Source organism: Phyllobacterium sp. OV277 (assembly GCF_900104355.1).
In the GTDB taxonomy this organism is placed as follows: Bacteria; Pseudomonadota; Alphaproteobacteria; order Rhizobiales; family Rhizobiaceae; genus Phyllobacterium.
Genome location: NZ_FNIY01000002.1, coordinates 322,165 through 345,081, shown reverse-complemented (window position 1 = coordinate 345,081; position 22,917 = coordinate 322,165). Strand labels below are relative to the sequence as shown.

General features: G+C 55.7%; 29 protein-coding genes. 20 read left to right on the top strand and 9 right to left on the bottom strand.

The window, feature by feature from the left end; genetic code table 11:
• Genes BLU05_RS07630 through deoA form a run of 3 tightly spaced genes read left to right on the top strand, consistent with a single transcriptional unit; the run spans position 1 to position 2,525 of the window.
• Positions 1-408: a cytidine deaminase gene (locus tag BLU05_RS07630; protein WP_091879006.1), complete on the top strand. Its 408-nt coding sequence runs from the start codon at positions 1-3 to the stop codon at positions 406-408.
• Entirely contained in the window at positions 405-1,205 is an 801-nt protein-coding gene (locus BLU05_RS07625; protein WP_091879004.1) for a purine-nucleoside phosphorylase, read from the top strand. Before BLU05_RS07630 ends, BLU05_RS07625 begins: the two co-directional genes overlap by 4 nt.
• 6 nt (positions 1,206-1,211) lie before the next feature.
• Positions 1,212-2,525: a thymidine phosphorylase gene (gene deoA / locus BLU05_RS07620; protein ID WP_091880147.1), complete on the top strand. Its 1,314-nt coding sequence runs from the start codon at positions 1,212-1,214 to the stop codon at positions 2,523-2,525.
• A gap of 177 nt (positions 2,526-2,702) precedes the next feature.
• Here deoA and upp read toward each other — a convergent pair whose 3' ends face one another.
• Positions 2,703-3,329: a uracil phosphoribosyltransferase gene (upp, locus tag BLU05_RS07615; protein WP_091879003.1), complete on the bottom strand. Its 627-nt coding sequence runs from the start codon at positions 3,327-3,329 to the stop codon at positions 2,703-2,705.
• Between the two features lie 67 nt (positions 3,330-3,396).
• The gene (locus tag BLU05_RS07610) at positions 3,397-4,380 is read right to left on the bottom strand and encodes an adenosine deaminase (protein ID WP_091879001.1); all 984 of its coding nucleotides are present in this window, start codon (positions 4,378-4,380) and stop codon (positions 3,397-3,399) included.
• 116 nt (positions 4,381-4,496) lie between these two features.
• Here BLU05_RS07610 and ubiE point away from each other — a divergent pair, with 116 nt between their 5' ends.
• The 5 genes from ubiE (at position 4,497) to BLU05_RS07585 (ending at position 9,471) form a co-directional block, all read left to right on the top strand.
• On the top strand, positions 4,497-5,273 hold the full coding sequence (gene ubiE / locus BLU05_RS07605) for a bifunctional demethylmenaquinone methyltransferase/2-methoxy-6-polyprenyl-1,4-benzoquinol methylase UbiE (RefSeq protein ID WP_091879000.1): 777 nt from the start codon (positions 4,497-4,499) through the stop codon (positions 5,271-5,273).
• An 8-nt stretch (positions 5,274-5,281) separates the two neighbouring features.
• The gene (ubiB, locus tag BLU05_RS07600) at positions 5,282-6,859 is read left to right on the top strand and encodes a 2-polyprenylphenol 6-hydroxylase (protein ID WP_091878998.1); all 1,578 of its coding nucleotides are present in this window, start codon (positions 5,282-5,284) and stop codon (positions 6,857-6,859) included.
• Positions 6,860-6,927: 68 nt separating this feature from the next.
• Positions 6,928-8,346: a bifunctional phosphopantothenoylcysteine decarboxylase/phosphopantothenate--cysteine ligase CoaBC gene (coaBC, locus tag BLU05_RS07595; RefSeq protein WP_244518231.1), complete on the top strand. Its 1,419-nt coding sequence runs from the start codon at positions 6,928-6,930 to the stop codon at positions 8,344-8,346.
• On the top strand, positions 8,343-8,855 hold the full coding sequence (locus tag BLU05_RS07590) for a GNAT family N-acetyltransferase (RefSeq protein ID WP_175540546.1): 513 nt from the start codon (positions 8,343-8,345) through the stop codon (positions 8,853-8,855). Before coaBC ends, BLU05_RS07590 begins: the two co-directional genes overlap by 4 nt.
• An 82-nt stretch (positions 8,856-8,937) precedes the next feature.
• The gene (locus BLU05_RS07585) at positions 8,938-9,471 is read left to right on the top strand and encodes a GNAT family N-acetyltransferase (protein ID WP_091878995.1); all 534 of its coding nucleotides are present in this window, start codon (positions 8,938-8,940) and stop codon (positions 9,469-9,471) included.
• Between the two features lie 58 nt (positions 9,472-9,529).
• Here the strand turns inward: BLU05_RS07585 and BLU05_RS07580 are convergent, their stop codons facing one another.
• The 4 genes from BLU05_RS07580 to BLU05_RS07565 all read right to left on the bottom strand — a co-directional run bounded on the left by BLU05_RS07580 (position 9,530) and on the right by BLU05_RS07565 (position 12,625).
• Positions 9,530-9,895 carry a VOC family protein gene (locus BLU05_RS07580; protein ID WP_091878994.1) on the bottom strand — a complete coding sequence of 122 codons (366 nt, stop codon included), beginning with the start codon at positions 9,893-9,895 and terminating at the stop codon, positions 9,530-9,532.
• A gap of 48 nt (positions 9,896-9,943) precedes the next feature.
• The gene (locus BLU05_RS07575; RefSeq protein ID WP_091878992.1) at positions 9,944-10,489 is read right to left on the bottom strand and encodes an SRPBCC family protein; all 546 of its coding nucleotides are present in this window, start codon (positions 10,487-10,489) and stop codon (positions 9,944-9,946) included.
• A gap of 4 nt (positions 10,490-10,493) precedes the next feature.
• Positions 10,494-10,892, bottom strand: coding sequence for an ArsR/SmtB family transcription factor (locus BLU05_RS07570; RefSeq protein ID WP_091878991.1), 399 nt, complete (start codon positions 10,890-10,892; stop codon positions 10,494-10,496).
• Between the two features lie 143 nt (positions 10,893-11,035).
• Positions 11,036-12,625: a peptide chain release factor 3 gene (locus tag BLU05_RS07565; RefSeq protein WP_091878989.1), complete on the bottom strand. Its 1,590-nt coding sequence runs from the start codon at positions 12,623-12,625 to the stop codon at positions 11,036-11,038.
• 169 nt (positions 12,626-12,794) lie between these two features.
• Between BLU05_RS07565 and BLU05_RS07560 the strand changes: the two genes are divergently transcribed.
• Together BLU05_RS07560 and BLU05_RS07555 are read left to right on the top strand one after the other, a co-directional pair.
• Positions 12,795-13,076, top strand: a complete 282-nt coding sequence (locus BLU05_RS07560) for a type II toxin-antitoxin system RelE/ParE family toxin (protein WP_091878988.1) — start codon at positions 12,795-12,797, stop codon at positions 13,074-13,076.
• Between the two features lie 17 nt (positions 13,077-13,093).
• Positions 13,094-13,408, top strand: a complete 315-nt coding sequence (locus BLU05_RS07555; protein ID WP_091878986.1) for a HigA family addiction module antitoxin — start codon at positions 13,094-13,096, stop codon at positions 13,406-13,408.
• Between the two features lie 15 nt (positions 13,409-13,423).
• Here BLU05_RS07555 and BLU05_RS07550 read toward each other — a convergent pair whose 3' ends face one another.
• The gene (locus BLU05_RS07550; RefSeq protein ID WP_091878984.1) at positions 13,424-14,233 is read right to left on the bottom strand and encodes a class II glutamine amidotransferase; all 810 of its coding nucleotides are present in this window, start codon (positions 14,231-14,233) and stop codon (positions 13,424-13,426) included.
• Between the two features lie 163 nt (positions 14,234-14,396).
• On the opposite strand from BLU05_RS07550, the gene dut reads away from it, so the two are divergent.
• The 9 genes from dut to BLU05_RS07505 all read left to right on the top strand — a co-directional run bounded on the left by dut (position 14,397) and on the right by BLU05_RS07505 (position 20,401).
• A complete protein-coding gene (gene dut, locus BLU05_RS07545) occupies positions 14,397-14,882 on the top strand; it encodes a dUTP diphosphatase (RefSeq protein ID WP_091878983.1) in 486 nt (161 codons plus the stop codon).
• A gap of 22 nt (positions 14,883-14,904) precedes the next feature.
• A complete protein-coding gene (locus tag BLU05_RS07540) occupies positions 14,905-15,723 on the top strand; it encodes an isocitrate lyase/PEP mutase family protein (RefSeq protein ID WP_091878981.1) in 819 nt (272 codons plus the stop codon).
• Positions 15,724-15,725: 2 nt separating this feature from the next.
• Positions 15,726-16,382: an HAD family hydrolase gene (locus tag BLU05_RS07535; RefSeq protein ID WP_091878980.1), complete on the top strand. Its 657-nt coding sequence runs from the start codon at positions 15,726-15,728 to the stop codon at positions 16,380-16,382.
• Positions 16,382-17,386, top strand: a complete 1,005-nt coding sequence (locus tag BLU05_RS07530; protein WP_091878978.1) for a proline racemase family protein — start codon at positions 16,382-16,384, stop codon at positions 17,384-17,386. Before BLU05_RS07535 ends, BLU05_RS07530 begins: the two co-directional genes overlap by 1 nt.
• 14 nt (positions 17,387-17,400) lie before the next feature.
• On the top strand, positions 17,401-17,790 hold the full coding sequence (locus tag BLU05_RS07525; protein WP_175540545.1) for a TonB C-terminal domain-containing protein: 390 nt from the start codon (positions 17,401-17,403) through the stop codon (positions 17,788-17,790).
• Positions 17,791-17,883: 93 nt separating this feature from the next.
• Entirely contained in the window at positions 17,884-18,504 is a 621-nt protein-coding gene (locus tag BLU05_RS07520; RefSeq protein ID WP_091878975.1) for a LysE family translocator, read from the top strand.
• 138 nt (positions 18,505-18,642) lie between these two features.
• Positions 18,643-19,617, top strand: coding sequence for a cysteine synthase A (gene cysK / locus BLU05_RS07515; protein WP_091878974.1), 975 nt, complete (start codon positions 18,643-18,645; stop codon positions 19,615-19,617).
• 110 nt (positions 19,618-19,727) lie between these two features.
• A complete protein-coding gene (locus BLU05_RS07510; RefSeq protein WP_091878972.1) occupies positions 19,728-20,057 on the top strand; it encodes an NIPSNAP family protein in 330 nt (109 codons plus the stop codon).
• Positions 20,054-20,401 carry an antibiotic biosynthesis monooxygenase family protein gene (locus BLU05_RS07505; protein WP_091878971.1) on the top strand — a complete coding sequence of 116 codons (348 nt, stop codon included), beginning with the start codon at positions 20,054-20,056 and terminating at the stop codon, positions 20,399-20,401. The genes BLU05_RS07510 and BLU05_RS07505 overlap by 4 nt, the downstream gene beginning before the upstream one ends.
• On the opposite strand, the gene BLU05_RS26550 is transcribed toward BLU05_RS07505, so the two are convergent.
• Together BLU05_RS26550 and mbfA are read right to left on the bottom strand one after the other, a co-directional pair.
• Positions 20,392-20,526, bottom strand: a complete 135-nt coding sequence (locus BLU05_RS26550; protein WP_280139032.1) for a hypothetical protein — start codon at positions 20,524-20,526, stop codon at positions 20,392-20,394. The two genes, BLU05_RS07505 and BLU05_RS26550, sit on opposite strands and share 10 nt — an antisense overlap.
• A 248-nt stretch (positions 20,527-20,774) precedes the next feature.
• Complete coding sequence (gene mbfA / locus BLU05_RS07500) at positions 20,775-21,758, bottom strand: iron exporter MbfA (RefSeq protein ID WP_091878969.1); 984 nt, start codon at positions 21,756-21,758, stop codon at positions 20,775-20,777.
• Positions 21,759-21,911: 153 nt separating this feature from the next.
• Here mbfA and BLU05_RS07495 point away from each other — a divergent pair, with 153 nt between their 5' ends.
• Complete coding sequence (locus BLU05_RS07495; RefSeq protein ID WP_091880144.1) at positions 21,912-22,898, top strand: threonine ammonia-lyase; 987 nt, start codon at positions 21,912-21,914, stop codon at positions 22,896-22,898.
• Positions 22,899-22,917: the final 19 nt, after the last annotated feature.

The following is a 22,917-nucleotide window of genomic DNA, read 5'->3' as shown; positions in this document are numbered from 1 at the left end:
ATGAGTAAAGACCTGTTCGACGCGGCATTTGCAGCAATGCAGAAAGCGCATGCGCCCTATTCGCAGTTCCCGGTGGGTGCAGCGGTGCGCACCAGCGATGGCCGCATTTATTCCGGTTGCAACATTGAAGTCATTTCCTACCCGGAAGGTTGGTGCGCCGAAACGACAACCCTGTCGCATTTTGTCATGGGCGGCGGCGGTACAATCACAGACATCGTTGTGGTTGCGGAAAAGAAGGCAAAATGCACCCCTTGCGGCGGCTGCCGCCAGCGGCTTGCCGAATTTGCCGGACCCGATACACGCCTGCATCTTTGTGACAATGATGGCATTGTCGAAACGCTGACCATGCGGGACATTTTCCCCTATGGCTTCGAAGCGGAAGTCCTTGGCAAAGGGAACGCCGCATGATCGCGCCTGCCACGGGAGCACTCATCCACAAATTGAAAGGCCTTGCGCCGCGTGTGGCAATGGTCCTCGGCTCGGGTCTTGGATCGCTTGTTGATGCGGTCGATGATGCTATCCGGATTCCCTATGCGGATTTGCCTGGCTTCCCCCATAGTGGTGTTTCCGGCCATGCGGGTGAAGTGGTTGCAGGATATCTTTCCGGCAAGCCTGTGCTGATGCTGGCTGGCCGCGCCCATTATTATGAAATGGGCGATGCCGCGGTTATGCGCCCTGTTATGGCGGCGCTGGCGGATCTTGGCATTGAAATGCTTGTTCTGACCAATGCCGCTGGTTCAGTGCGTCATGATCTGGCGCCCGGCAGTGTCATGCTGATTGACGATCACATCAATTATTCCGGGCTCAATCCCTTGATCGGCGAGGCTTCGGACCAGCGTTTTGTCGGCATGACGGCTGCCTATGACAAAAAACTCAAGGACGCCTTTGTCATTGCTGCGGGGGAAGTCGGCGAAAAGCTGCCGATGGGTGTCTATATGTGGTTCTCCGGCCCGTCATTCGAAACACCGGCGGAAATCCGCATGGCACGCACGCTTGGTGCCGATGCGGTGGGCATGTCCACCGTGCCGGAGGTTATTCTGGCGCGCTTCTTTGGTCTGCGCGTTGCGGCCTGTTCGGTAATTACCAATTACGGGGCTGGTATGACGGGGGCAGAGCTCTCACATGAAGAGACCAAGGATGTTGCGCCGAAGGGCGGTGCACGCCTGCAGAAAATCATCCGGGCGCTGGTTCGGGAGATCGGCTAGATCATGTTGCTGCCTCAGGAAATCATTCGTCGCAAACGCGACGGTCATGCGCTCGACGCTGCGGATATCACGGCTTTTGTCAACGCGATGAGTTCAGGTGCCATCACCGAAGGCCAGGTTGCTGCCTTCGCCATGGCGGTATTCTTTAACGGTATGAAGCGTGATGAGGCGGTTGCCTTGACCCTTGCCATGCGTGATTCCGGCGACATTCTCGATTGGTCGGATTTGCCGGGTCCCGCTGTCGACAAACATTCCACCGGCGGTGTCGGCGATAATGTCTCGCTGATGCTCGCCCCCATTGCCGCCGCATGCGGTGCCTATGTGCCGATGATCTCCGGACGTGGCCTTGGCCATACGGGCGGCACGCTCGACAAGATGGATTCGATCCCGGGCTATCGCAGCCAGCCCGACAATGCGCTGTTTCGCAAAGTCGTGCATGAGGTTGGCTGTGCCATTATCGGCCAGACCGCCAATCTCGCACCTGCTGATAAGCGATTCTATTCCATCCGCGATGTTACAGCGACGGTGGAATCCATTCCGTTGATCACCGCCTCTATCCTGTCGAAGAAATTATCTGCAGGGCTTAATGCACTGGTGCTCGATGTGAAATCCGGCAATGGCGCATTCATGGCGCGCAGCCGCGATGCGGTGGCTCTGGCCGAGAGCATTGTTGCAGTTGCCAGCGGTGCCGGGCTGACGACGACTGCTCTGCTTACCGACATGAACGAGCCGCTGGCACTGGCTGCGGGCAATGCCGTCGAAGTGCAGAACGCAGTCGACTTCCTGACCGGCGATCTCCGCGATTCCCGCCTTGAAGCAGTAACACTGGCGCTGGTCGCCGAAATGCTGGTTTCGGCAAAGCTCGCTGCAAACCCAAAAACCGCGATGGATATGGCAACGGAAGCACTAAACTCGGGCAAGGCAGCGGAAGTCTTTGGCCGCATGGTCACAGGGCTTGGCGGTCCGGCAGATTTCGTATCGCGCGCCCGGCATTATCTGCCGGTTGCGCCGGTGACATTGGAAGTGAAAGCCCCGCAAACAGGATATGTGTCATCGGTAGAAACCCGCGCGATTGGTGTTGCCGTTGTCACGCTCGGCGGAGGGCGCATTCGCCCGCAGGACCCGATTGATCACGCGGTTGGTATCACGGCCCTGCAGCCGATCGGTGCGCGCATGGAACAGGGCGATACTATTGCCCTTATCCATGCCCGAGGTGAAACAGATGCACAGACCGCCGCCCGCGCGATCCTCGGTGCTTACGGTTTTTCTGACCGCAAGCCGAGGACTATCAAACCTATTCTAAGACGCATTGGTGGGTAAAAAGCACCTTGCATGAACATCGTGCGTGGTTCAACAAGCTCACCATGAGGCCCTTCGACAAGCTCAGGATGAGGGGCATTTCATTCTGCAACGTAGGCGATTAGCGTTGCATCCTCACTCTCCCTCATGGTGCGCTTGTCGAACCACGCACGATGTTCATGCAATAATGATGCAAACTTACTTCGTGCCGTACATCCGGTCACCGGCATCGCCAAGCCCCGGCATGATATAACCCTTTTCATTCAGATGGCTGTCGATGGCAGCCGTGAATACAGGCACATCAGGGTGGGCTTTGGTGAAGCGCTCTATGCCTTCAGGCGCAGCAAGCAGGCAGAGGAAGCGAATGTTTGTAGCGCCGCGATCCTTCAGCTTCTGGATTGCCGCAATGGCTGAATTGGCAGTTGCCAGCATTGGGTCAACCACGATGATCAACCGGTTGACGATATCCTCAGGCGCCTTGAAGTAATATTCCACCGGCTGCAACGTGTCATGATCGCGGTAGAGGCCAATATGCGCGACACGCGCTGCGGGCACCAGATCAAGCATGCCCTCCAGCAGGCCATTACCCGCCCGCAGGATGGAGGCGAAAACCAGCTTTTTGCCCTCAAGCACTGGCGCTTCCATTTCCATCATCGGCGTCTGGATCTTGATTGTGGTCAATTCCAGATCGCGCGTCACCTCATAGCAGAGCAGCAGCGAAATCTCTTTGAGCAACCGCCGGAAGCCGGCCGTGGACGTATCCTTGTCGCGCATGATGGTAAGCTTGTGCTGAACAAGCGGGTGGGAAACGATCGTAACGCCCATGGGAAAACTCCTACTCAAATTTTATCCGACCTTAACGGCTTGCAACCGATCCCGCAAAGTCTGTGACTCAGGCACTAACAGTTTTGTCGGTATTTAAGCGTTCAAGCAGGCTGTTTCGCGTGGTTTCGTCGATATAGGCAGCTTTCAATGCCGTTCTGGTGATCTCAGTCAGGGTCTCATCATCACAACCGAAAAACTCAGCGGCGATTTCATATTCCCGGGTCAGGTCCGTATGGAAATAGGGTGGATCGTCAGAATTGAGCGTTACGGGCACCCCCGCCTTGGCCAAAACCGGAAAGGGATGGGAGGGGAAATCCGGGTAAACCTGCAGGGAAATATTCGATCCGGGGCAGCATTCCAGCAGAATTTGTTCGTCTGCCAGCCGCCGCACCAGATCCGGATTCTCGATGGCCCGCACACCATGGCCGATACGCGATGGCTTCAGAGCATCAAGCGCACTGGCAACACTTTCCCATCCGGAGAGTTCGCCCGCATGCACGGTGATCCCCAGCCCCGCATCGCGCGCAACATTAAATGCCCTGGCGAAATCTTCGGGGTGATGCATGCGCTCATCGCCCGCCATGCCAAAGCCTGTTACAAGCGGATGCGGGTTCTCGGCGATATAATTTGCCGCCTGCATCACAGCATCAGGCCCCTTATGCCGCAGGCCCGTGGCGATCATCCGTGATTCGATGCCGGTGGCTGCTTTGGCGCGGCGCATACCTTCCGCCAGCCCTTCGATATAGGCGCGAGGGGACAGACCGGCACTGATGGCATGATCCGTGGAGATGAACACTTCCGAATAGATCGCATCCTGTTTGGCGAGCGACAGCAGGTAGTCCTCGGTCAAGTCCGCATAGTCCTCTTCCGTGCGAAACAACGCGGATGCCTGATCATAAGCGCGCAGAAAGGACGTAAAGTCGTGCCAGACAAACTTGCCATCGATAATAAAGGCCGAAACATCAGCGCCGTATTTGGCGGCTTTTTTCTCGACAAGGGCAGGCGAGGCGGCGCCTTCGACATGACAATGCAGTTCGGCTTTCAGCACCATAGGCGGTCTCCATTCAACAAATTTCGCCGCGCGTCGCTTCATCGCGCAACAGACAATAGCCTTCTGCGTTTCAATCTTCTATGCTCCCGCCGCAAAAGAGATCAGCAGGTAGCACAATGAGCCAGCAACGCACCGGTGCCCATGGCGGCATGGAAACATCCTTCGGTTTTCAGGATGTCGGCGACGGAGAAAAGCAGACACGCGTCAATGACGTGTTTCATCGCGTCGCCAAACGCTACGATGTGATGAATGATCTGATGTCCGGCGGTCTGCACCGTGTCTGGAAAGATTCGATGATCGCATGGCTCGCGCCATCCAAAACATCAAACTGGAAAGTGCTTGATGTGGCCGGTGGCACCGGTGATATCGCATTCCGCATCGTCGAGGCTTCAAATCGCAATGCCCATGCGACTGTTCTTGATATCAACGGATCCATGCTGGGCGTTGGCCGCGACCGCGCCGAAAAGCAGGGCCTTGCCGACAACACGGAGTTTGTCGAAGCAAATGCGGAAGAACTGCCTTTCGAGGACGCGAGCTTTGACGCCTATACAATCGCTTTCGGCATTCGCAACGTGCCGCGTATTGATTATGCTTTGGCCGAAGCTTACCGCGTCCTGAAGCCGGGCGGGCGATTCCTTTGTCTTGAATTTTCTGAGGTTGAATTGCCGGTTCTTGACAAGATTTATGATGCCTGGTCGTTCAATGCCATTCCGAAAATCGGCAAGGCTGTCACGGGCGATGCGGATTCCTATCAGTATCTGGTTGAGTCCATTCGTAAATTTCCCCGGCAGGCGGATTTCGCCGAGATGATCCGCACAGCAGGTTTCGAGCGCGTCAGCTGGCGCAATTTTACCGGCGGTATTGCTGCCCTGCATTCCGGCTGGAAGTTGTGACGTTCTGAATGAGTAAGTTTGCAGCAGTATTTCGCCTGATCCGGGCCGGATGGATCATGACGCGCGAAGGCGTTATCTCCGCTTTGCCAGCTGAAGGGCTGAGCGGCCTTCCGGCATTCGGTCATCGTGTGGCGGGGCTTCTGGCACGGCGGCGTGCCCGCACGGCCCGCCGGTCGGAGCGCATGTCGCGGGCGATCAACAAGCTTGGACCGTCCTATGTGAAGCTCGGCCAGTTTCTGGCGACACGGCCCGATGTTGTCGGCACCGAAGTAGCCGATGATCTGGCGCTTCTGCAGGACCAGCTTGATTTTTTCCCGATGGAAGCATCGGTAAAGGCCATTGAAGGCTCGCTTGGCCGTTCAGTCAATGATCTCTATGTAAGCCTCGGTGAACCAATAGCCGCCGCGTCGATTGCGCAGGTTCACCCTGCCTACGTCAAGGTGAATGGCGAAGACCATAAGGTCGCGGTCAAGGTTGTGCGGCCTGGCGTACGTCAACGTTTCAACAATGATCTGGAAAGCTTCTTCATGGTGGCGCAATGGCAGGAACGTTATGTTCCCGCCACACGCCGCCTGCGTCCCATTGAAGTGACACGCACCCTCGCACAGACCACACGCATTGAAATGGATTTGCGGCTGGAAGCGGCGGCCCTTTCGGAGATCGGCGAAAACACCAAGAATGATCCGGGTTTTCGCGTGCCAACTGTTGATTGGGAGCGCACCGGACGCGATGTGCTGACGCTTGAGTGGATTGACGGCATCAAGATGTCGGATATCGAGGGCTTGCGCGCTGCGGGCTATAATCTCGTTGGTCTCGCCGAAACGTTAATCCAGTCTTTTCTGCGCCACACGCTGCGGGACGGGTTTTTCCATGCAGACATGCATCCCGGCAATATGTTTGTTGACGACAAGGGCCATATTGTTGCGGTGGATTTTGGCATTACCGGGCGGCTTGGCAAAAAGGAGCGGCGGTTCCTTGCGGAAATCCTTTATGGCTTCATCACCCGCGACTATGTCCGTGTGGCTGAAGTGCATTTTGAGGCGGGTTATGTGCCGCATCACCACGATGTGGCTAGCTTTGCCCAGGCAATCCGCGCCATTGGTGAGCCGATCCACGGCCAGCCGGCTGAAACCATTTCCATGGCCAAGCTGCTGACTTTGCTGTTCGAGGTCACCGAGCTTTTCGACATGGAAACGCGGCCCGAGCTTGTCATGCTGCAAAAAACCATGGTTGTGGTGGAAGGTGTCTCCCGCACGCTCGATCCGCATTTCAATATGTGGAAGGCCTCGGAGCCTGTTGTCGGTGAATGGATTCGCCGCAATCTCGGCCCGCAAGGTATCCTTGCCGATGCGCGCGAAGGTGTTGGGGCAATGCTGCATCTTGCCCGGCAGGCACCGGAACTCGTTGCGCGTGCGGATCGCCTGTCCAAGGAAATGGACCGGATGGCAGAACAGGGCTTCCGCTTCGATGATGAGACTGCAAAAGCCATCGGCAAAGCCGAAGCCCGGCACACCCGGTCTGGTCGTGTTGCGCTTTGGGTGATTGCAACCTGCCTTGTCATCATCACTTACGCGCTTCTTTTTTGAGTAAATCTGCGCTAATATGATTGCAATGATTGCATTACATGCAGTCTTCTTCTCTGGAGTGCAATCATATGGCCAGCATTACCATTCGCAACCTTGATGATGCCACCAAAGAAAAGTTGCGGCTGCGCGCCGCTGCCCATGGTCGTTCCATGGAGGAGGAAGTGCGCCTTCTTCTTGGTGAAATGACGCATGATGTTGCCTTATCTTCCCCCGTCTCGCATCTGCGGTCCGCCCCTTTGTTCAAGGGGGAGGGTAAGAAAAACCCGGCTCAGTTTCTCGCCGGGCGCGATATTCTTCTGATCATTGGTGGCGGCATAGCGGCCTATAAATGTCTTGATCTCATCCGGCGATTGCGTGAGCGCGGTGCACATGTGCGTCCTGTCCTGACCAAGGCAGCGGAAGAGTTTGTTACGCCGCTCTCTGTTGGTGCGCTTGCGGCAGACAAGGTGTTTACCGAGCTGTTTTCCCGTGAGGACGAGCATGATATCGGGCATATCCGCCTGTCGCGTGAGGCGGACCTGATTGTCGTCGCCCCCGCCACGGCTGACCTGATGGCAAAGATGGCAAATGGCCTTGCCAATGATCTCGCCTCGGCCGTGCTGATGGCGACGGATAAGCCGGTACTCATCGCCCCGGCCATGAATCCAAGAATGTGGAACCATCCCGCAACCAGGCGCAACCGCGCAACCCTTGCGAAAGATGGCATCTGGTTTGTCGGGCCGAACAGTGGCGAGATGGCCGAAAGTGGCGAGAGCGGTGCGGGCCGCATGGCGGAACCGCTGGAGATTGTCGCAGCAATTGAAAAGTTGCTGGATCGCCGACCAAAACCGCTTTCCGGCAAAACCATTGTCATGACGTCAGGCCCGACGCATGAACCCATTGATCCCGTGCGTTATATCGCCAACCGCTCCTCGGGCAAGCAGGGCCATGCCATAGCCGCCGCATTGGCGCAGCTGGGTGCAACGGTGCATCTGGTCTCCGGGCCGGTTACGATTCCCGATCCCGAGGGCGTCTCGGTGGTGCATGTGGAGTCGGCCCGTGAAATGCGCGATGCCGTGGAACAGCTTTTACCCGCTGACGCGGCAGTGATGGTTGCCGCAGTTGCCGACTGGCGCACCGCGAACGAGGCAGGCGAGAAGATCAAGAAGCAGCCGGGCGAGACTGCCCCAGCGCTGCAAATGGTGGAGAACCCCGATATTCTCGCCGGTGTCGGGCATAACAAGCAGCGTCCGCGCCTCGTGGTTGGCTTTGCTGCCGAAACACAGGATCTGCTCGCCAATGCCCGCAAGAAGCTCGACAATAAGGGCGCAGATTGGATTGTTGCCAATGATGTCAGCCACACGACCGGTGTGATGGGCGGTGACCGCAATGCGGTGCGTATCGTTACGCGCTCAGGCATCGAGGAATGGCCCGATATGAGCAAGGAAGAGGTGGCGGAACGCTTGGCAGCCCGTATTGCTGCGGCATTGCGGACCATCGAAGTATGACTTTCCATATCAGAACGGCCAAGGCTGATGACGCGCTCAATCTTGCGGCCCTATCCACTCAGGTCTGGCTGCACACCTATGCCAAGGCCGGTTTGCGCAATACACTCTCCCGTTACGTCTTTGCTGCATTTACCGAGAAAAAACTGGCCGCAGAGATCGCGAATGGCGCAAAACAGCTGCTTGTATGCGAGGTCGATGCCTGTCTCGTCGGCTATGCGAAGATTGCATATCGCGCCATCTGTCCGGTGCGTCGGCTTGAGAGCGTCGAAATTGAAACGCTCTATGTTCAAGAGCATTTTTCCGGTCACGGTGTAGGCAGTGCCCTGTTGCAGGCGGCAATGGATCACAGCCGTGCCAAGGGCTGGAATGAGGTTTTCCTTATGGTCAATCTTGAGAACCATCGCGCGCGAACATTCTATGAAACAAGGGCGTTCGAGAGAATTGGCACGGTTGATTTTGCGCTTGAAGATGAGCGTCATGCAAACGCAGTGCTGATCAAATATCTGTAAGCCTGTGCTTATACAATTAGCCATTTGACACTGCGCGCAACAGCCGTCAAAAAGTCATGCAAAGATTTCAAATGGATTCCGTATGACCTCCACCATCCCTGTTGTTGAAACTGAGCGCCTTATCCTGCGAGAGCATCGCCTTGGAGATTTTGAAGCCCTGCACACTGTGTGGACACATCCATCCGTCTATGAATTCATTACAGGCAAGCCCTCGACTCGTGAACTTTCCTGGGCGCGTCTGTTAAAATATGCCGGTCTCTGGGCCTTGAACGGCTACGGCTTCTGGGCTGTGGAGGAAAAAGCCACCGGCCATTATATCGGCGATCTCGGCTTCGCCAATTTTCTACGCGACATCGAACCGCCCTTTGGCGATACGCCTGAAATGGGCTGGGTTCTAGCGCCGGAGACGCATGGCAAAGGCTATGCCAGTGAGGCGCTCGCCGCTGCGGCTGCCTGGGGCGATGACTTCTTCAAGCAGGATTATGCACGCTGCATCATCTCGCCGGAGAATATCGCTTCCGTTCGCGTTGCTGAAAAGACGGGCTTTGAGCGCATTGATGAGATTGAGTATACGGGCGAAAAAGTTCTGCTGTTTGAGCGCAAGTTCCGGCGCTGATTTGATAAATGTAAAAGGCCGGCATGAAGCCGGCCTGTTGTATGGCGTAAGTTACTGCTTACCATCCATCGCCTTTTTGCGAAACATGATGGATGATCTGGCAGGGGCTGGTGATCCAAAAATCCTGATGCCCCTCCGGCAGCGCCTCAATTTCATCGCAACGCACAATAGCTGCATCCTTCAGATGTACAGCCGCCGAGCGCAAATCGTCGGCAGCAATCTCCAGCCATAGCTCGGCTTGGCTCATACCGGGTGTTTTGTCTATCCAGAGCTGAATGGAACCAAAATGAAACCCGATAGAGGGCAGATGGTTTTGCAGCGGCTTCAATCCAATCACATCACGGTAAAAGGCGATTGTTGCCTCATACTGGTGCGGCGGCACTTTCATCGCGATATTATGGCTGCCTTCATAATGCGGTTTCATATGATCTGTCCTTTGATAGATATGTCAGTAACGATACGAAAGGCTTGGTCAGGCCGGTAATATCCGATCATATTCCGCTTCGAGGCTTTCCAGTTTCCCCCAGAAGTCGGTTGTCTCAACGCCATCAAGCACATTGATCAGCACGCCTAGATGCGTATGCCAGCCGCTTGAGACACTCACCATCGCGCCATGATCGGCAAGGCGGCTGTGCGTCAAAGTCAACAGGGTATCGCCATCGACGGCCTGTAGTTCAAAGCTGACTTCCGATGGTTCGCCCGCGCCTTCTTCCCAGGTCATGGCAAGATATGTCGGCGGCTCGCAGCGAATAATGGTTCCGGCATTCTTATGCCCTTCATACCGCAGGTATTTTTCCGGGGTGGGTGCGGTCGACAATTCGGAATGGCGGAATATCAGTTCGACGGGCCCACCCGCATGTCCGGCCATCGGACCTTTGGCCAGCCATTTACCCCGCTTTTCCGGGTCTGTGAGGTATTCCCATACGCGTTCAACGGGGCCGGGGAGCAGCCGTTCGATGCGAACGGTGCGCTGGGCTGTTGCTACTCCAAGTTGGTCATTTCCCTGATGCAGGCTCATTTTCCTACTCCTTGATTTCATGTTTGGGTTTTGAGCCCTTGCGGCGCTCGTGTTTTGCCTTTTCGGCAAGCGCGCGATCCTCTGCACGCAGAATATCTTCCAGATCGTCGAGACGTTCTTCCCAGAACTGCTCGTAATAACGCAGCCATTCCTGTGCCTCAGCCAGTCGGGCCGCCTGGAGGGCGCAGATATGCGTCCGCCCCTGTACATGGCGACGAACCAGTCCTGCGGCTTCCAGCACCTTGATGTGCTTGGAAGCTCCGGCGAGCGACATGTTGAACGGCGTCGCCAACTCGCTGACGGTGCGTTCGCTTATTGACAGCCGGTGCAGCATTGCCCTGCGTGTTGGATCGGAGAGGGCATGAAAAACCGCGTCAAGAGTGGGTGTGCTATATTCAACCATAGGGTTTAATATAAGCGCATGAATTCAATTGTCAACCGTTTGGTTTAATATAAAATTCTGCGCATGGACAGTTAAGGCCTTACCCTCGCTGCAAAAAGCAAAGGGAAAGGCTTAATAGCTGTTTCAATTGAAGAATTACGGTATCAGGCCGCCTTTTCGCGGACCTGATAATCCTTGATGGCGGCGAAACGAATATCTTTCCAGCGTTCCGCCTCATAGGACAGCGAGAATGAATTCTGCGCCAGGAACACCGGATCATTGTCGAGATCGTGGGCTATATCAGCCCGGTGCGCATTGATGAAACGCTGCAATTCCGCCGGATCGTCGGCGGTAATCCAACGCGCAATGGTAAAGCGTGCGGGCTCGAAGCCGACAGGCAGCGTATATTCCACTTTCAGGCGTTCCGTCAGAACATCGATCTGCAGGGCGCCAACAACACCGACGATTGCAGGCGAGCCATCATCGGGCAGGAATAGCTGGACAACGCCTTCTTCCGCCATCTGCTGCAGGGCTTCGCGCAGCTTCTTGGCTTTCATCGCATCGTCAAGCCGCACGCGGCGCAGAATTTCAGGCGCAAAGTTCGGTACGCCGCGAAACAGGATGTCCTCGCCTTCGGTCAGCGTATCGCCAATGCGAAGGGTGCCGTGGTTAGGAATGCCCACCACATCACCGGCCCATGCCTCATCCGCAATCTGGCGGCTGCGGGCAAAGAAGAATTGCGGTGCCGAAAGGCTCATCGGCTTGCCGGTGCGCACCAGCTTGGCCTTCATACCGCGCGATAGCTTGCCTGAGCAAACCCGCAGGAACGCAATGCGGTCGCGATGATTAGGGTCCATATTGGCCTGAATCTTGAACACAAATCCGGTCATCTTGTCTTCGGTCGCCTCGACGCGGCGTGTATCGGCATCTTGCGCGCGAGGGCTTGGGCCGAAATCACAGAAGGCTTCAATGAGGTCGCGCACGCCATAATTCCGCAAGGCCGAGCCGAAATAAACCGGGGTCATGTGACCTTCGCGGAAAGACTGCAGATCGAATGGATTGCACGCATCGCGCGCCAGCGTCACTTCTTCGATCCACGCCTGCCGCTCATTCTCCGGCAGCAATCCGGAAGCGCCTGAAGCTTCCGGGCCATTGACTGGCGTTGGCTTTTCTTCCTCGTCGCGGCGACGCACGGTGTTGTCCTGCAGATTATAGGTGCCGGCAAAGCTTTTACCACGGCCGATCGGCCAGGTGATGGGTGCGGTATCCAGCGCCAGTTTCTGCTCGATCTCATCAAGAATTTCGTAGGGGTCGCGGCTTTCCCGGTCCATCTTGTTGACGAAGGTGACGATTGGAATATCGCGCATGCGGCAGACTTCGAACAGTTTCAGCGTCCGTGCTTCAATACCTTTGGCGGCATCGATGACCATGACGGCGCTGTCGACTGCTGTGAGTGTGCGATAAGTATCGTCGGCAAAGTCTTCGTGACCGGGCGTATCAAGCAGATTGAAAATGCAATCCTTGTACTCGAACGTCATCACTGATGTGACCACCGAGATCCCGCGATCCCGCTCGATATTCATCCAGTCGGAGCGCGTCTGGATACGGTCCTTCTTGGCCTTGACTTCACCGGCAAGCTGGATCGCTCCACCGAAAAGCAGCAGCTTTTCAGTCAGCGTGGTTTTACCGGCGTCCGGGTGCGCGATGATCGCAAAGGTACGGCGTTTCGAAACGGGATGATCGGCAGAAGACATGAAAAGGCTCAAACTCAATAATTCAAGGGTTGCGCGCCTTCTATCAGCCGAAGCCGCTGCCGTCGACCATCAATTCAAATAGCTCTTATACTAAGGTTGTATCATGGTGTGATACATTTGTCTTGACTCACCAGTGTATCATATTATGATACACGTATTTGAGGCAGTGATGATATGTTCATTCAAGGACAAATTAACGGAAGCTGTTGCACTTGGGAAAATTCCAAAAGGGTTTCAGGCGGAGATTTTTCAACGCGCTGTGCGCAAACTGACGATGATAGAACACGCCATGTCTTTGAACGACCTTCGAGCCCCTCCGGCCAATCGGTTGGAGGCCCTTCGTGGAGATCGAAAAGGACAGCACTCAATCCGCATCAACAATCAATGGCGCATTTGCTTTATCTGGACCAATGCAGGTGCTGAACAGGTAGAGATTGCCGATTATCATTAGCCTCCAAGGAAACGAGCATGGCAAAAGTCAACTTACCCCCAATTCATCCCGGCGAAATTCTTCGCGAAGAATTTCTTGTCCCGCTCAGCATGAGTGCCGGTGCGCTGGCGAAAGCACTTAACGTCCCGCGGACGCGCATAGAGCGCCTCGTTGCGGAGCAGACGGCTGTCACGCCGGATACCGCATTGCGGCTGGCAAAGTTCTTCAAGACCTCACCTGAGTTCTGGATGAATATGCAGACGTCCTATGATCTCAAGATTGAAAGCCGCAACAAGCAGGCGGAAATCGACAAGATCGTCGCGCTCGATTCCATGACACACCAAGCTGCTTGATAGCGATGTCGCGGTTCAAACACTCTCCAGCACCGGCCCGGATTTCTCCTGCGCCATAAAAGGCTCAATGGCGATGCGCTTGCTGTTCTTGACCGTCACGAAACTGTTCGGCGGTACGGGCATCCAGTTCTCCGCTTCACCATCAAGTGGTTCCGAGACAACGCAAAGGCCGGAGCTGGGCGAAAGGGTGGCCGTGTAAAGCGTCGGGGCGAAGCGATCAGTGGCGTAGCGCACGGCATAAAGCTGTGCGCCGTCGGAAAAGGCAGCCGTCAGCCGGATGAATGGCGGCACACCGGCGCGTTCTGCTTCCGCCGTGATCACATTGACCGTCTTAATCAGCGACTGTGCCGGGTCTTTGTCGAGCCCGTATTGCAGCATCAGCAGGAAAATCAGTTCCGAATCCGTTGATCCAAGCTTTTGCACATAGAGTGCATCATCAAGCCTGGCTTCCAGCCCGCGCCGCAGCTTATCGAAATGGCCGATCTGCCCGTTATGCATAAAGCTCCATTTGCCTGATACAAAAGGATGGCAATTGGTTCGGCTCGTCGCGCCGCCGGTGGAGGCGCGCACATGGGCGAGAAACAGGTGGGAGCGGATTTGCCGGGAAAGGCTCTTCAGGTTCTGATCCGACCAGGCGGGAAGGATATCGCGATAAAGGCCGGGCTCAGCCCGCTCGCCATACCAGGCAACGCCAAAACCATCGCCATTGGTGCGGGTTTTGGCTTCATGCGCGTCATGGCTTTGGGCGATCAGCGAATGACAGGGCGAGGCAATGACATCTTCCAGATAAAGCTGAGGTCCGAGATAGGCTGCCCAACGACACATGATTCACCCGATTCACGTCTGATATGGCTGACAATAGCGCGTCGCGCGGCGCTTGGGAATCGTCTGGCCGCATTGACAGCTAGAAAGAGATTGTGTGCAAAGAATGATCGCAGCAAATCTTGCCGGTTGACCAATCTCGCAGACTGGTGAAAAAGGTGATCTCATGTCTCAATCATCCGATTCCGCACGATCTGTGCGCCCCGCTCTCGGTCTTGTCAGGTTGCCGCATGGGCAGGACCTTGATTTGCCCTCCTATGAAACGTCAGGTTCCGCTGGCATGGATCTGCGTGCCGCCGTACCGGAGGACAGACCCCTCCTTTTGTTGCCCGGTCGCCGGGCATTGGTTCCCACCGGTTTGATCTTCGAAATCCCTGAAGGGTATGAAGCGCAGGTCAGGCCGCGTTCCGGCCTTGCGCTCAAAAACGGAATTACCTGCCTCAACACGCCGGGGACCATTGATTCCGACTATCGGGGTGAGGTAAAAGTAATCCTGATCAATCTCGGAGATGACGATTTCTATGTCGAGCGTGGCATGCGCATTGCGCAGGTCGTGCTGGCTCCAGTGGTTCAGCTTGCCGTTGAAGAGCGGCAGCATGCCAGTGAGACGGCACGTGGTGCCGGAGGATTCGGATCAACGGGAACATCGTAAGTTGATGGTGTAGGAGGATATCATGGACAAGGGCAAGATTTTCCGTCAGCTGCATCAGGGGCCGGAAATTCTCTTGATGCCCAATCCATGGGACCCCGGCACGGCACAGTTTCTCGGTTCATTGGGTTTCAAAGCTCTGGCGACCAGCAGTGCCGGGTTTGCCTTTTCGCGTGCTCTGCCCGATGGCGCCATTACCTTTGATGTCATGATGCAGCATTGCCGCGATCTTGTTGCGGCAACCGATCTGCCTGTTTCCGGCGATCTGGAAAAAGGCAAGGGCGATAGCGCCGACAGCGCGGGTGAGACGATCTTTGCTGCGGAAGCTGCCGGGCTTGCAGGTTGTTCCATTGAGGATTTTTCCGGCGACCCGGACAAGCCGATCTACGACTTTTCCCATGCGGTTGAACGTGTTGCAGCGGCTGCGGAAGCAGCGCGAGCATTGAAGAATGATTTCGTTTTCACCGCCCGGGCCGAAAACTTCCTGCGTGGCCGTCGCGACCTTGATGACACCATCAAGCGACTGCAGGCTTTTGACAAGGCGGGCGCCGATGTGCTGTTCGCCCCCGGCATTTCCGATCTTGAAAGCATCCGCACCATCTGCGCGTCGGTGTCGAAGCCGGTCAGCGTTTTGGCTCCGGCTCCGCTCAGTGTCAGTGAATTGGCGGCTGTTGGTGTGCGGCGTGTTTCGCTGGGACCAAGGCTGACCACCGCCGCCTTTACCGCTATTCGCGATGCGGCCCGCGAAGTGCTCGATAATGGTACTTTTGGGTTCTCAACGGCAGGTGTGACGTTTGCGGAGCTGCAAAATCTCTATTCCCAAGGCATCGACAAGGACAAGTGAATATGACGCGCCCCGATCTGGTGATTTTCGACTGTGACGGGGTTCTGGTCGATACCGAAACGCTTGCCAATCAGCATCTCATCAAGATGCTCAATGCTTCGGGCTATCCCATCACCTTCGATGAAGCGCGCAAGAACCTGTGCGGCATGCCGATGCGGGCGGTGAAAGAAAAGGTCGAGGCGGAAGGCTATTCGCTGGGCGAGGATTTTGTTGAGCGCTGGTATCAGGCCATTCCAGTCATCTTTGAAAATGGCGTCGAGGCCATCCCGCATATTGAGGATGTCATCAATGCGGTGAAGCAGGCCCAGCTTGCCTATTGCGTGGCGTCCTCGGCCAATATCGAAAAAATGCATCTGACGCTCGGCAAAACCGGGCTGATCGGCCACTTTCAGGACGTGCTCTACAGTGCGTCGATGGTGGCGCGGGGCAAGCCGTTCCCTGATCTCTTCCTGCATGCGGCAAAGCAGATGGGCTTTGAACCATCCCGGTCAGTGGTGATTGAAGATAGCGTTGCCGGCACCACCGCCGGAACAGCGGCAGGAATGCGAGTCTTTTCCTATTGCGGCGATGAACATGCCGATCATGAAGGTCTTGTCGCGGCGGGCGGTATTCTCTTCGACGATATGCGCAAGCTGCCCGCACTTCTGGGCATCGCCTGATGGCCGCGCCACTGACTGTTGTCGATATGCATACGGGCGGCGAGCCGCTGCGTATCATCACCGGGGGATATCCTGTGCTGCCAAAAGGCACGATCCTCGAGAAGCGCGCCTATGTCAGGGACAATCTTGACCATTTGCGCAAGATTCTGATGTTCGAGCCGCGCGGCCATTTTGATATGTACGGCGCGCTGCTGGCCGAACCGAATTTACCCGGCGCTGATCTCGCCGTGCTGTTCATGCACAATGAAGGCTATTCGACCATGTGCGGCCACGCGATCCTCGCGCTTGGCCGCTATGCCATCGATTATGGTCTGGTGGCAAAGGTCGAGCCTGTCACCACGGTTCATATCGAATGCCCATGCGGCATGGTGGTGGCCTCGGTTGAGGTGAAGGACGGCAAGTCAGCCAGTGTCTCGTTCGAGAGCGTTCCGGCTTTCCTGTTTGCTGGAGACCGCACCATCAATCTGCCAACGCATGGCGAAGTCACATTCGATGTGGCCTATGGCGGCGCCTATTATGCGCTCGCCCATTGCCAGCAGTTCGGTCTGGAATTTGGCCGCGATCCCGCCCGCAAATTCATCGACGCGGCAACGATTTTGACCGAGGCGGTGAAAGAGGCTGTGCCGCTGGAACACCCGGATCATCAGGATCTCGCCTTTCTCTATGGTTCGATCCTGACTGACGGGCTCGATAGCTGGTCGGAAGCGCCGACGAAGAATGTCTGTATTTTTGCCGATGCGCAGCTGGATCGCTCGCCAACGGGATCGGGCGTCACAGCGCGTCTTGCCGCCATGCATGCCAAGGGCCAGATTCACGCAAGTCAGGCCCGGATTTTTGAAAGCATTGTCGGTTCGCGTTTTGCCGGGGCTGTGGCTTCGACAACAAAGGCGGGCTCTTTCGATGCCATTACGGCACGGGTTTCCGGGCATGCCTATTACAGCGGCAAGGCGGAGTTTATCGTCGAGGATGATGATCCGTTGGGACAGGGTTTTCTGGTTCTATGAATGGGATGTCAGGGATGATTGGACGGGCTGTCATTGCTCTTTCTTTGGCGATACCTCTTGGGACATCCGCAGTTCAGGCTTCTGACAAAAAGGCTTTGGATCTAGAAGTCCAAGCAATTGCGCAAAAGATAAGACTGAGCATTCAGGCCTGCTGGAATATACCAGATATGCGTAAGGATATTGCACGCACTGTCACTGTGAAGTTCAAGTTGGACAAGGATGGCACGATTATCGGCAAGCCTGAAATCATCAAGCCATCCAAAGCAAAGAGTTTTAACCTGCTGGCGAAAAGCAGCATTCGTGCAATTATCCGTTGTGCGCCCTATAGTGTGATTGCGGAAAATCCGGCCCTTTATGATGAGTTGAAAGACGTCATCATAAATTTCTCCAGCCCTGAAAATTGAAACGCCGCCTTGGTTTGGCGTTTCGTTGAGCCGTGTTGCCACTGCCGAAAATCAGAGTATTCTCCAGCCGCAGTTCTCAGATAGGGATTGATCATGACACTTGCCGGTTTCATCACCTATTCAGGCGCTCTTGCCATTGCTGCCGCCATTCCTGGGCCCGGTATTACCGCGCTGATTGCGCGTGCGCTGGGTTCTGGTTTCCGTTCGGCGCTGTATATGTCCTTTGGTCTCGTCATTGGCGATCTGACTTATCTGACCGCCGTGGTGCTTGGCCTTGCCATGGTGGCGCAGACTTTTGGCAACGTGTTTCTGCTGATCAAATGGGCTGGCGTGGCCTACCTTGCCTATCTTGCCTGGAGTTTCTGGAACTCCGGCATTTCGGCTGAAAAGATTGAAGCCAAACGCAGTAATGGTGGCGTTGTCTCCGGCATTCTCTCGGGCCTTGCAGTAACGCTCGGCAATCCGAAAACCATGATCTTCTATATCGCGCTCACGCCGACCCTGATTGATCTGCACGCCATTACGCTGGCGGATTATGCCGTATTGGCCGTGGTGACAGTTCTGACTTTGATAGTCGTGCTCGTGCCTTATCTGGCGCTTGCTTCCAAGGCGCGCTGGTTCCTGCAATCCCCGCGTGCTTTGAAAAGACTGAACCGGACAGCGGCTGCTTTCATGGCGGGTGCCGCTTTGGCTATCGCTGGCCGGACCTCGTAAATGTAGAATTTTATTCTAATCGGATATCTATATTAGCAGATTTTTCTCACTGATTGGGCATTTGCGCATGAGTTCGACTATGAATTTTCATGCTCGCGCCATAAGATATCAACCTGTCCAATTCGAGGGAGCACTTTCATGAGCACTGGTGACGCGCGCAAACCCGGTCGTGGCCGTATCTACAATTCCATTGTCGATACGATTGGCGATACGCCGATTGTCCGCCTTGATAAGCTGGCAAAGGATCAGGGTGTTGGTGCCAATCTTCTGGCCAAGCTTGAATTCTTCAATCCGATTGCCAGCGTCAAGGATCGTATCGGCGTGGCCCTTATTGAAGCTCTGGAAGCGCAGGGCAAAGCAACGCCCGGCAAAACCACTTTTGTTGAACCTACCTCTGGCAATACAGGTATTGCACTGGCCTTTGCTGCCGCTGCCAAGGGATACCGCCTGATCCTCACCATGCCGGAAACCATGTCAGTCGAGCGTCGCAAGATGCTGAAACTGCTGGGTGCCGAACTGGTGTTGACCGAAGGCGCCAAGGGCATGAAGGGCGCGATTGCCAAGGCCAACGAACTGGTTGAGACAACGCCGGATGCTGTTATCCCCGGCCAGTTCGACAATCCGGCCAATCCGGAAATCCATCGCAAGACGACCGCCGAGGAAATCTGGAACGATACTGATGGCAAGGTTGATATTTTTGTATCGGGCATCGGCACCGGCGGCACGATCACCGGTGTCGGTCAGGTGCTGAAGCAGCGCAAGCCTGATGTGCGTATCGTTGCGGTTGAGCCGAAGGATTCACCTGTTCTGTCAGGCGGCAATCCCGGCCCGCACAAGATTCAGGGCATTGGTGCCGGTTTTGCGCCGCAGGTGCTCGACACGCACATCTATGATGAGGTTATTCAGGTTTCCAATGAAGATGCCTTCATCAATGCCCGTCTGGTGGCAAAGCTGGAAGGTGTGCCCGTCGGAATTTCTTCTGGCGCAGCGCTGACTGCGGCCATTGAGCTGGGCAAGCGCCCTGAAAACAAAGGCAAGAACATCGTTGTGATCATTCCGTCCTTTGCCGAGCGCTATCTCTCAACGGCATTGTTTGACGGCCTCGACGCCTGATCAATCTTTGACCCGGCGCTTGCCGCCGGGTCAACACTTCGGCCGGGATCGAAGCATCCACGCGCCAGCCCGCTCTACAAAAGGCCAGTCCACACAAAGGAGCGGCCATTATGAGCATCACCTGCATTATCAAATATGAAATCGATCCGTATCAGAAAGATGCGTTCGTTGATTATGCGCGCAACTGGAACGAGGCGATCCCGCGCTGCGGCGCCGATCTGATCGGCTATTACGCACCACATGAAGGTTCTGCCACGCTCGCCTATGGTATTTACAATATCGAGGATCTGGCGGCCTATGAGGCCTATCGTGCCCGGTTGACGGCTGATCCGCTTGGCCGTGCCAATTATGAGTTTTCGCGTGAGAGAAAATTCATCCGCCGCGAGGACCGTACGTTCCTGCGCAGGGTAACAGGCAATAATGGGGGATTGATCAAATGATTGCGGTGATTTTCGAAGTTGAGCCTGCGGAAGGTCTCGATCATGAATATTTCGAGCGGGCGGCCAATCTGCGCCCGCTTCTGGAAAAGATGGACGGGTTTATCTCCGTCGAACGGTTCCGCAGCCTTGGCAACGAGAACCGCTATCTTTCCCTGTCATTCTGGCGTGACGAAGCCTCAGTTGCGGCTTGGCGCCAGACCGAGGAACATCGCGCTGCCCAGAGCGCAGGCCGCGCCGGGGTCTTTGCCGATTACCGGCTGCGGATTGCGGCTGTTATGCGTGACTATGGCTTGCGAGCCCGTGATGAGGCTCCGTCTGACGCGCGTGTTTACCATCATGCCTGACCGTGGTTGCGCTGGGCACAAGCGGGGCCGGGGCCGCGCATGTAATGGCGTTCCGGACGGTAGGTCGGAACAATGAATTCACGGACGACGCGAAGCGTATCGCGCAGTTGAACAATCATAGTCATTTTTTCGTATCCTGAATCTCAATCGCCCGAAAAATCGGTTAGCGATTATTTAGCTAAAATTTAACCTCTAAAGATGAACGCTTGCTGAATGCGGATGGTTAAAACAGCTTAAATTCATCGAAAATTAGCTTTAAGACCTATGGCAGGCCGCAATTCTCCGGTTGAAAAGATAAAAAGAAACCCGGTGTTAACCACCGGGTTTTGTCACTTTTGATTCGTCTGCAATACACAAATCACATGGGTATCGGTCAGGCATTGCCAATGAGAATACCCGTGGCCAGCACCAGACTGCCCCCAAGCACGACCTGAACAGCGGCACGGAGGAACGGCGTTTCCATATATTTGTGCTGGATATAGGCAATCGCCCAAAGCTCGACAAAAACCACCATTGCCGCGACAGTCGTTGCTGTCCAGAAATCCGGAATAAGATAGGGCAGGGCATGACCCAATCCACCAATGGCCGTCATCACACCATTGGCAAGGCCGCGCTTCAAGGGCGATCCGCGCCCGGAAAGCTTACCGTCATCATGTGCGGCTTCGGTAAAGCCCATTGAAATACCGGCACCCAGCGAGGCGGACAGACCGACAAGAAATGTCTGCCATGTGTCCTGCGTGGCAAACGCTGCGGCGAAGATCGGCGCAAGCGTCGAAACCGAGCCATCCATCAGCCCGGCAAGTCCCGGCTGGATATAGGTCAGAAGGAACTGCCGCCGTTCGGTCAGCTTCTCGTCCTGCTGCACCGCATCGGGCGTGTGCTGCTCGCCCAGCTGGTGCGCTAATGATTCATGGGTTTTTTCGGCAATTGCCAGATCACCCAGCAATTTGCGGGTCGAGGCATCGCTGACAAGCTTCACCGCTTCCGTGTAGAAGCGATAGGCTTGCTCTTCCATCTTTTCGGCCATCTCGCGCACCTTGTCGATGCCGAGCGGACGCACCAGCCAATCCGGCTTGCGTTCCAGATAGCCACGCACATGCTCGCGCCTGATCAGCGGGATGCGATCACCGAAGCGTTCGCGGTGCAGATCGATAAGCACCTGCCGGTGGTGATTTTCCTCCTCCGCCATATCCTCGAACACCTTAGCACTTTGCGGAAAATCATCACGAAGCCCATCCGCATAGGCAAGATAGATTCGGGCATCATCCTCTTCCGATGAAATGGCGAGCGCCAGAATCTGCTGTTCCGACAATGCATGGAGTTCGTGGCGGCGGGGTCCGAAGAAGCGGCTGAGCATGATATCTTCCTACTTTAGAATAATTCTAAACTATAGCGTTATGGCCAAACTTTCAAGAGGCCGCATGGGACAATGATGACAATGATTTGGATGCCGGGATTGGCGCGTGGTGCTATGAATGGCAAAACCATCACGCAGGGTGTAGCCGAGGACATGATGACTGCTTTAGCCATTGCCAATACCGACATTGTGGATGCCGCCGCCCGTCTCAAGGGCCAGCTTGTTCCGACGCGTCTGATCGAATCAGAAGGGCTCAACGCCAAATATGGCGCGCGCATCCTGTTCAAACCGGAATGCCTGCAACGAACAGGCTCGTTCAAGTTTCGCGGTGCCTATAACCGGATCAGCCAGATGACGGCGGAAGAGCGCAAGCGCGGTATTGTTGCTTTCTCTTCCGGCAATCATGCGCAGGGCGTAGCAAGTTCCGCCCAGCTCTTTGGCATCAAGGCTGTGATCATCATGCCATCGGATGCACCGCAACTGAAAATTGCCAATACGAGATCCTACGGCGCGGAAGTTGTGCTCTATGACCGCTACAAGGAAAGCCGCGAGGAGATCGCCGCCGAATTCATCAATGACCGCCGCATGATTCTGGTCCCGCCCTACGATGATCCTGCCATCATGGCCGGGCAGGGCACCATCGGGATTGAGTTGATTGATGAGGCGGAGGAGCGTGGCATCACCTTTGATGATGTTTTCGTGCCAAGTGGCGGCGGCGGTCTGATCAGCGGTATTTCTGTTGCTGTGAAGGCCCGCTCACCGCAAACGCGCATCTGGGGCGTTGAACCAGACAATTTCGATGATCTACGCCGTTCGTTGATTGCGGGCGAGCCTGTTGCCAATGAGCCGGGTCACCGGTCTATCTGTGATGCCATTCTAACGCCGCAGCCCGGTAAACTGACTTTTCCGATCAACAAGCAAAATCTGGCTGGCGGCGTTGCTGTTTCGGATGCCGCAGTTGCGGCGGCCATGCGTGATGCGGCGACCTATCTCAAGGTGATCGTCGAGCCGGGCGGCTGCGTCGGCCTTGCCGGTGCGGCGGCGCGCAAGGAAGAGATCAAAGGCAAGACAGTTGCCGTGGTGCTCTCGGGCGGCAATGTCGATCTTGATATTTATGGCGGGCTTATCGCAGCGGCTTAAAACGATATGGCTGTCGTGA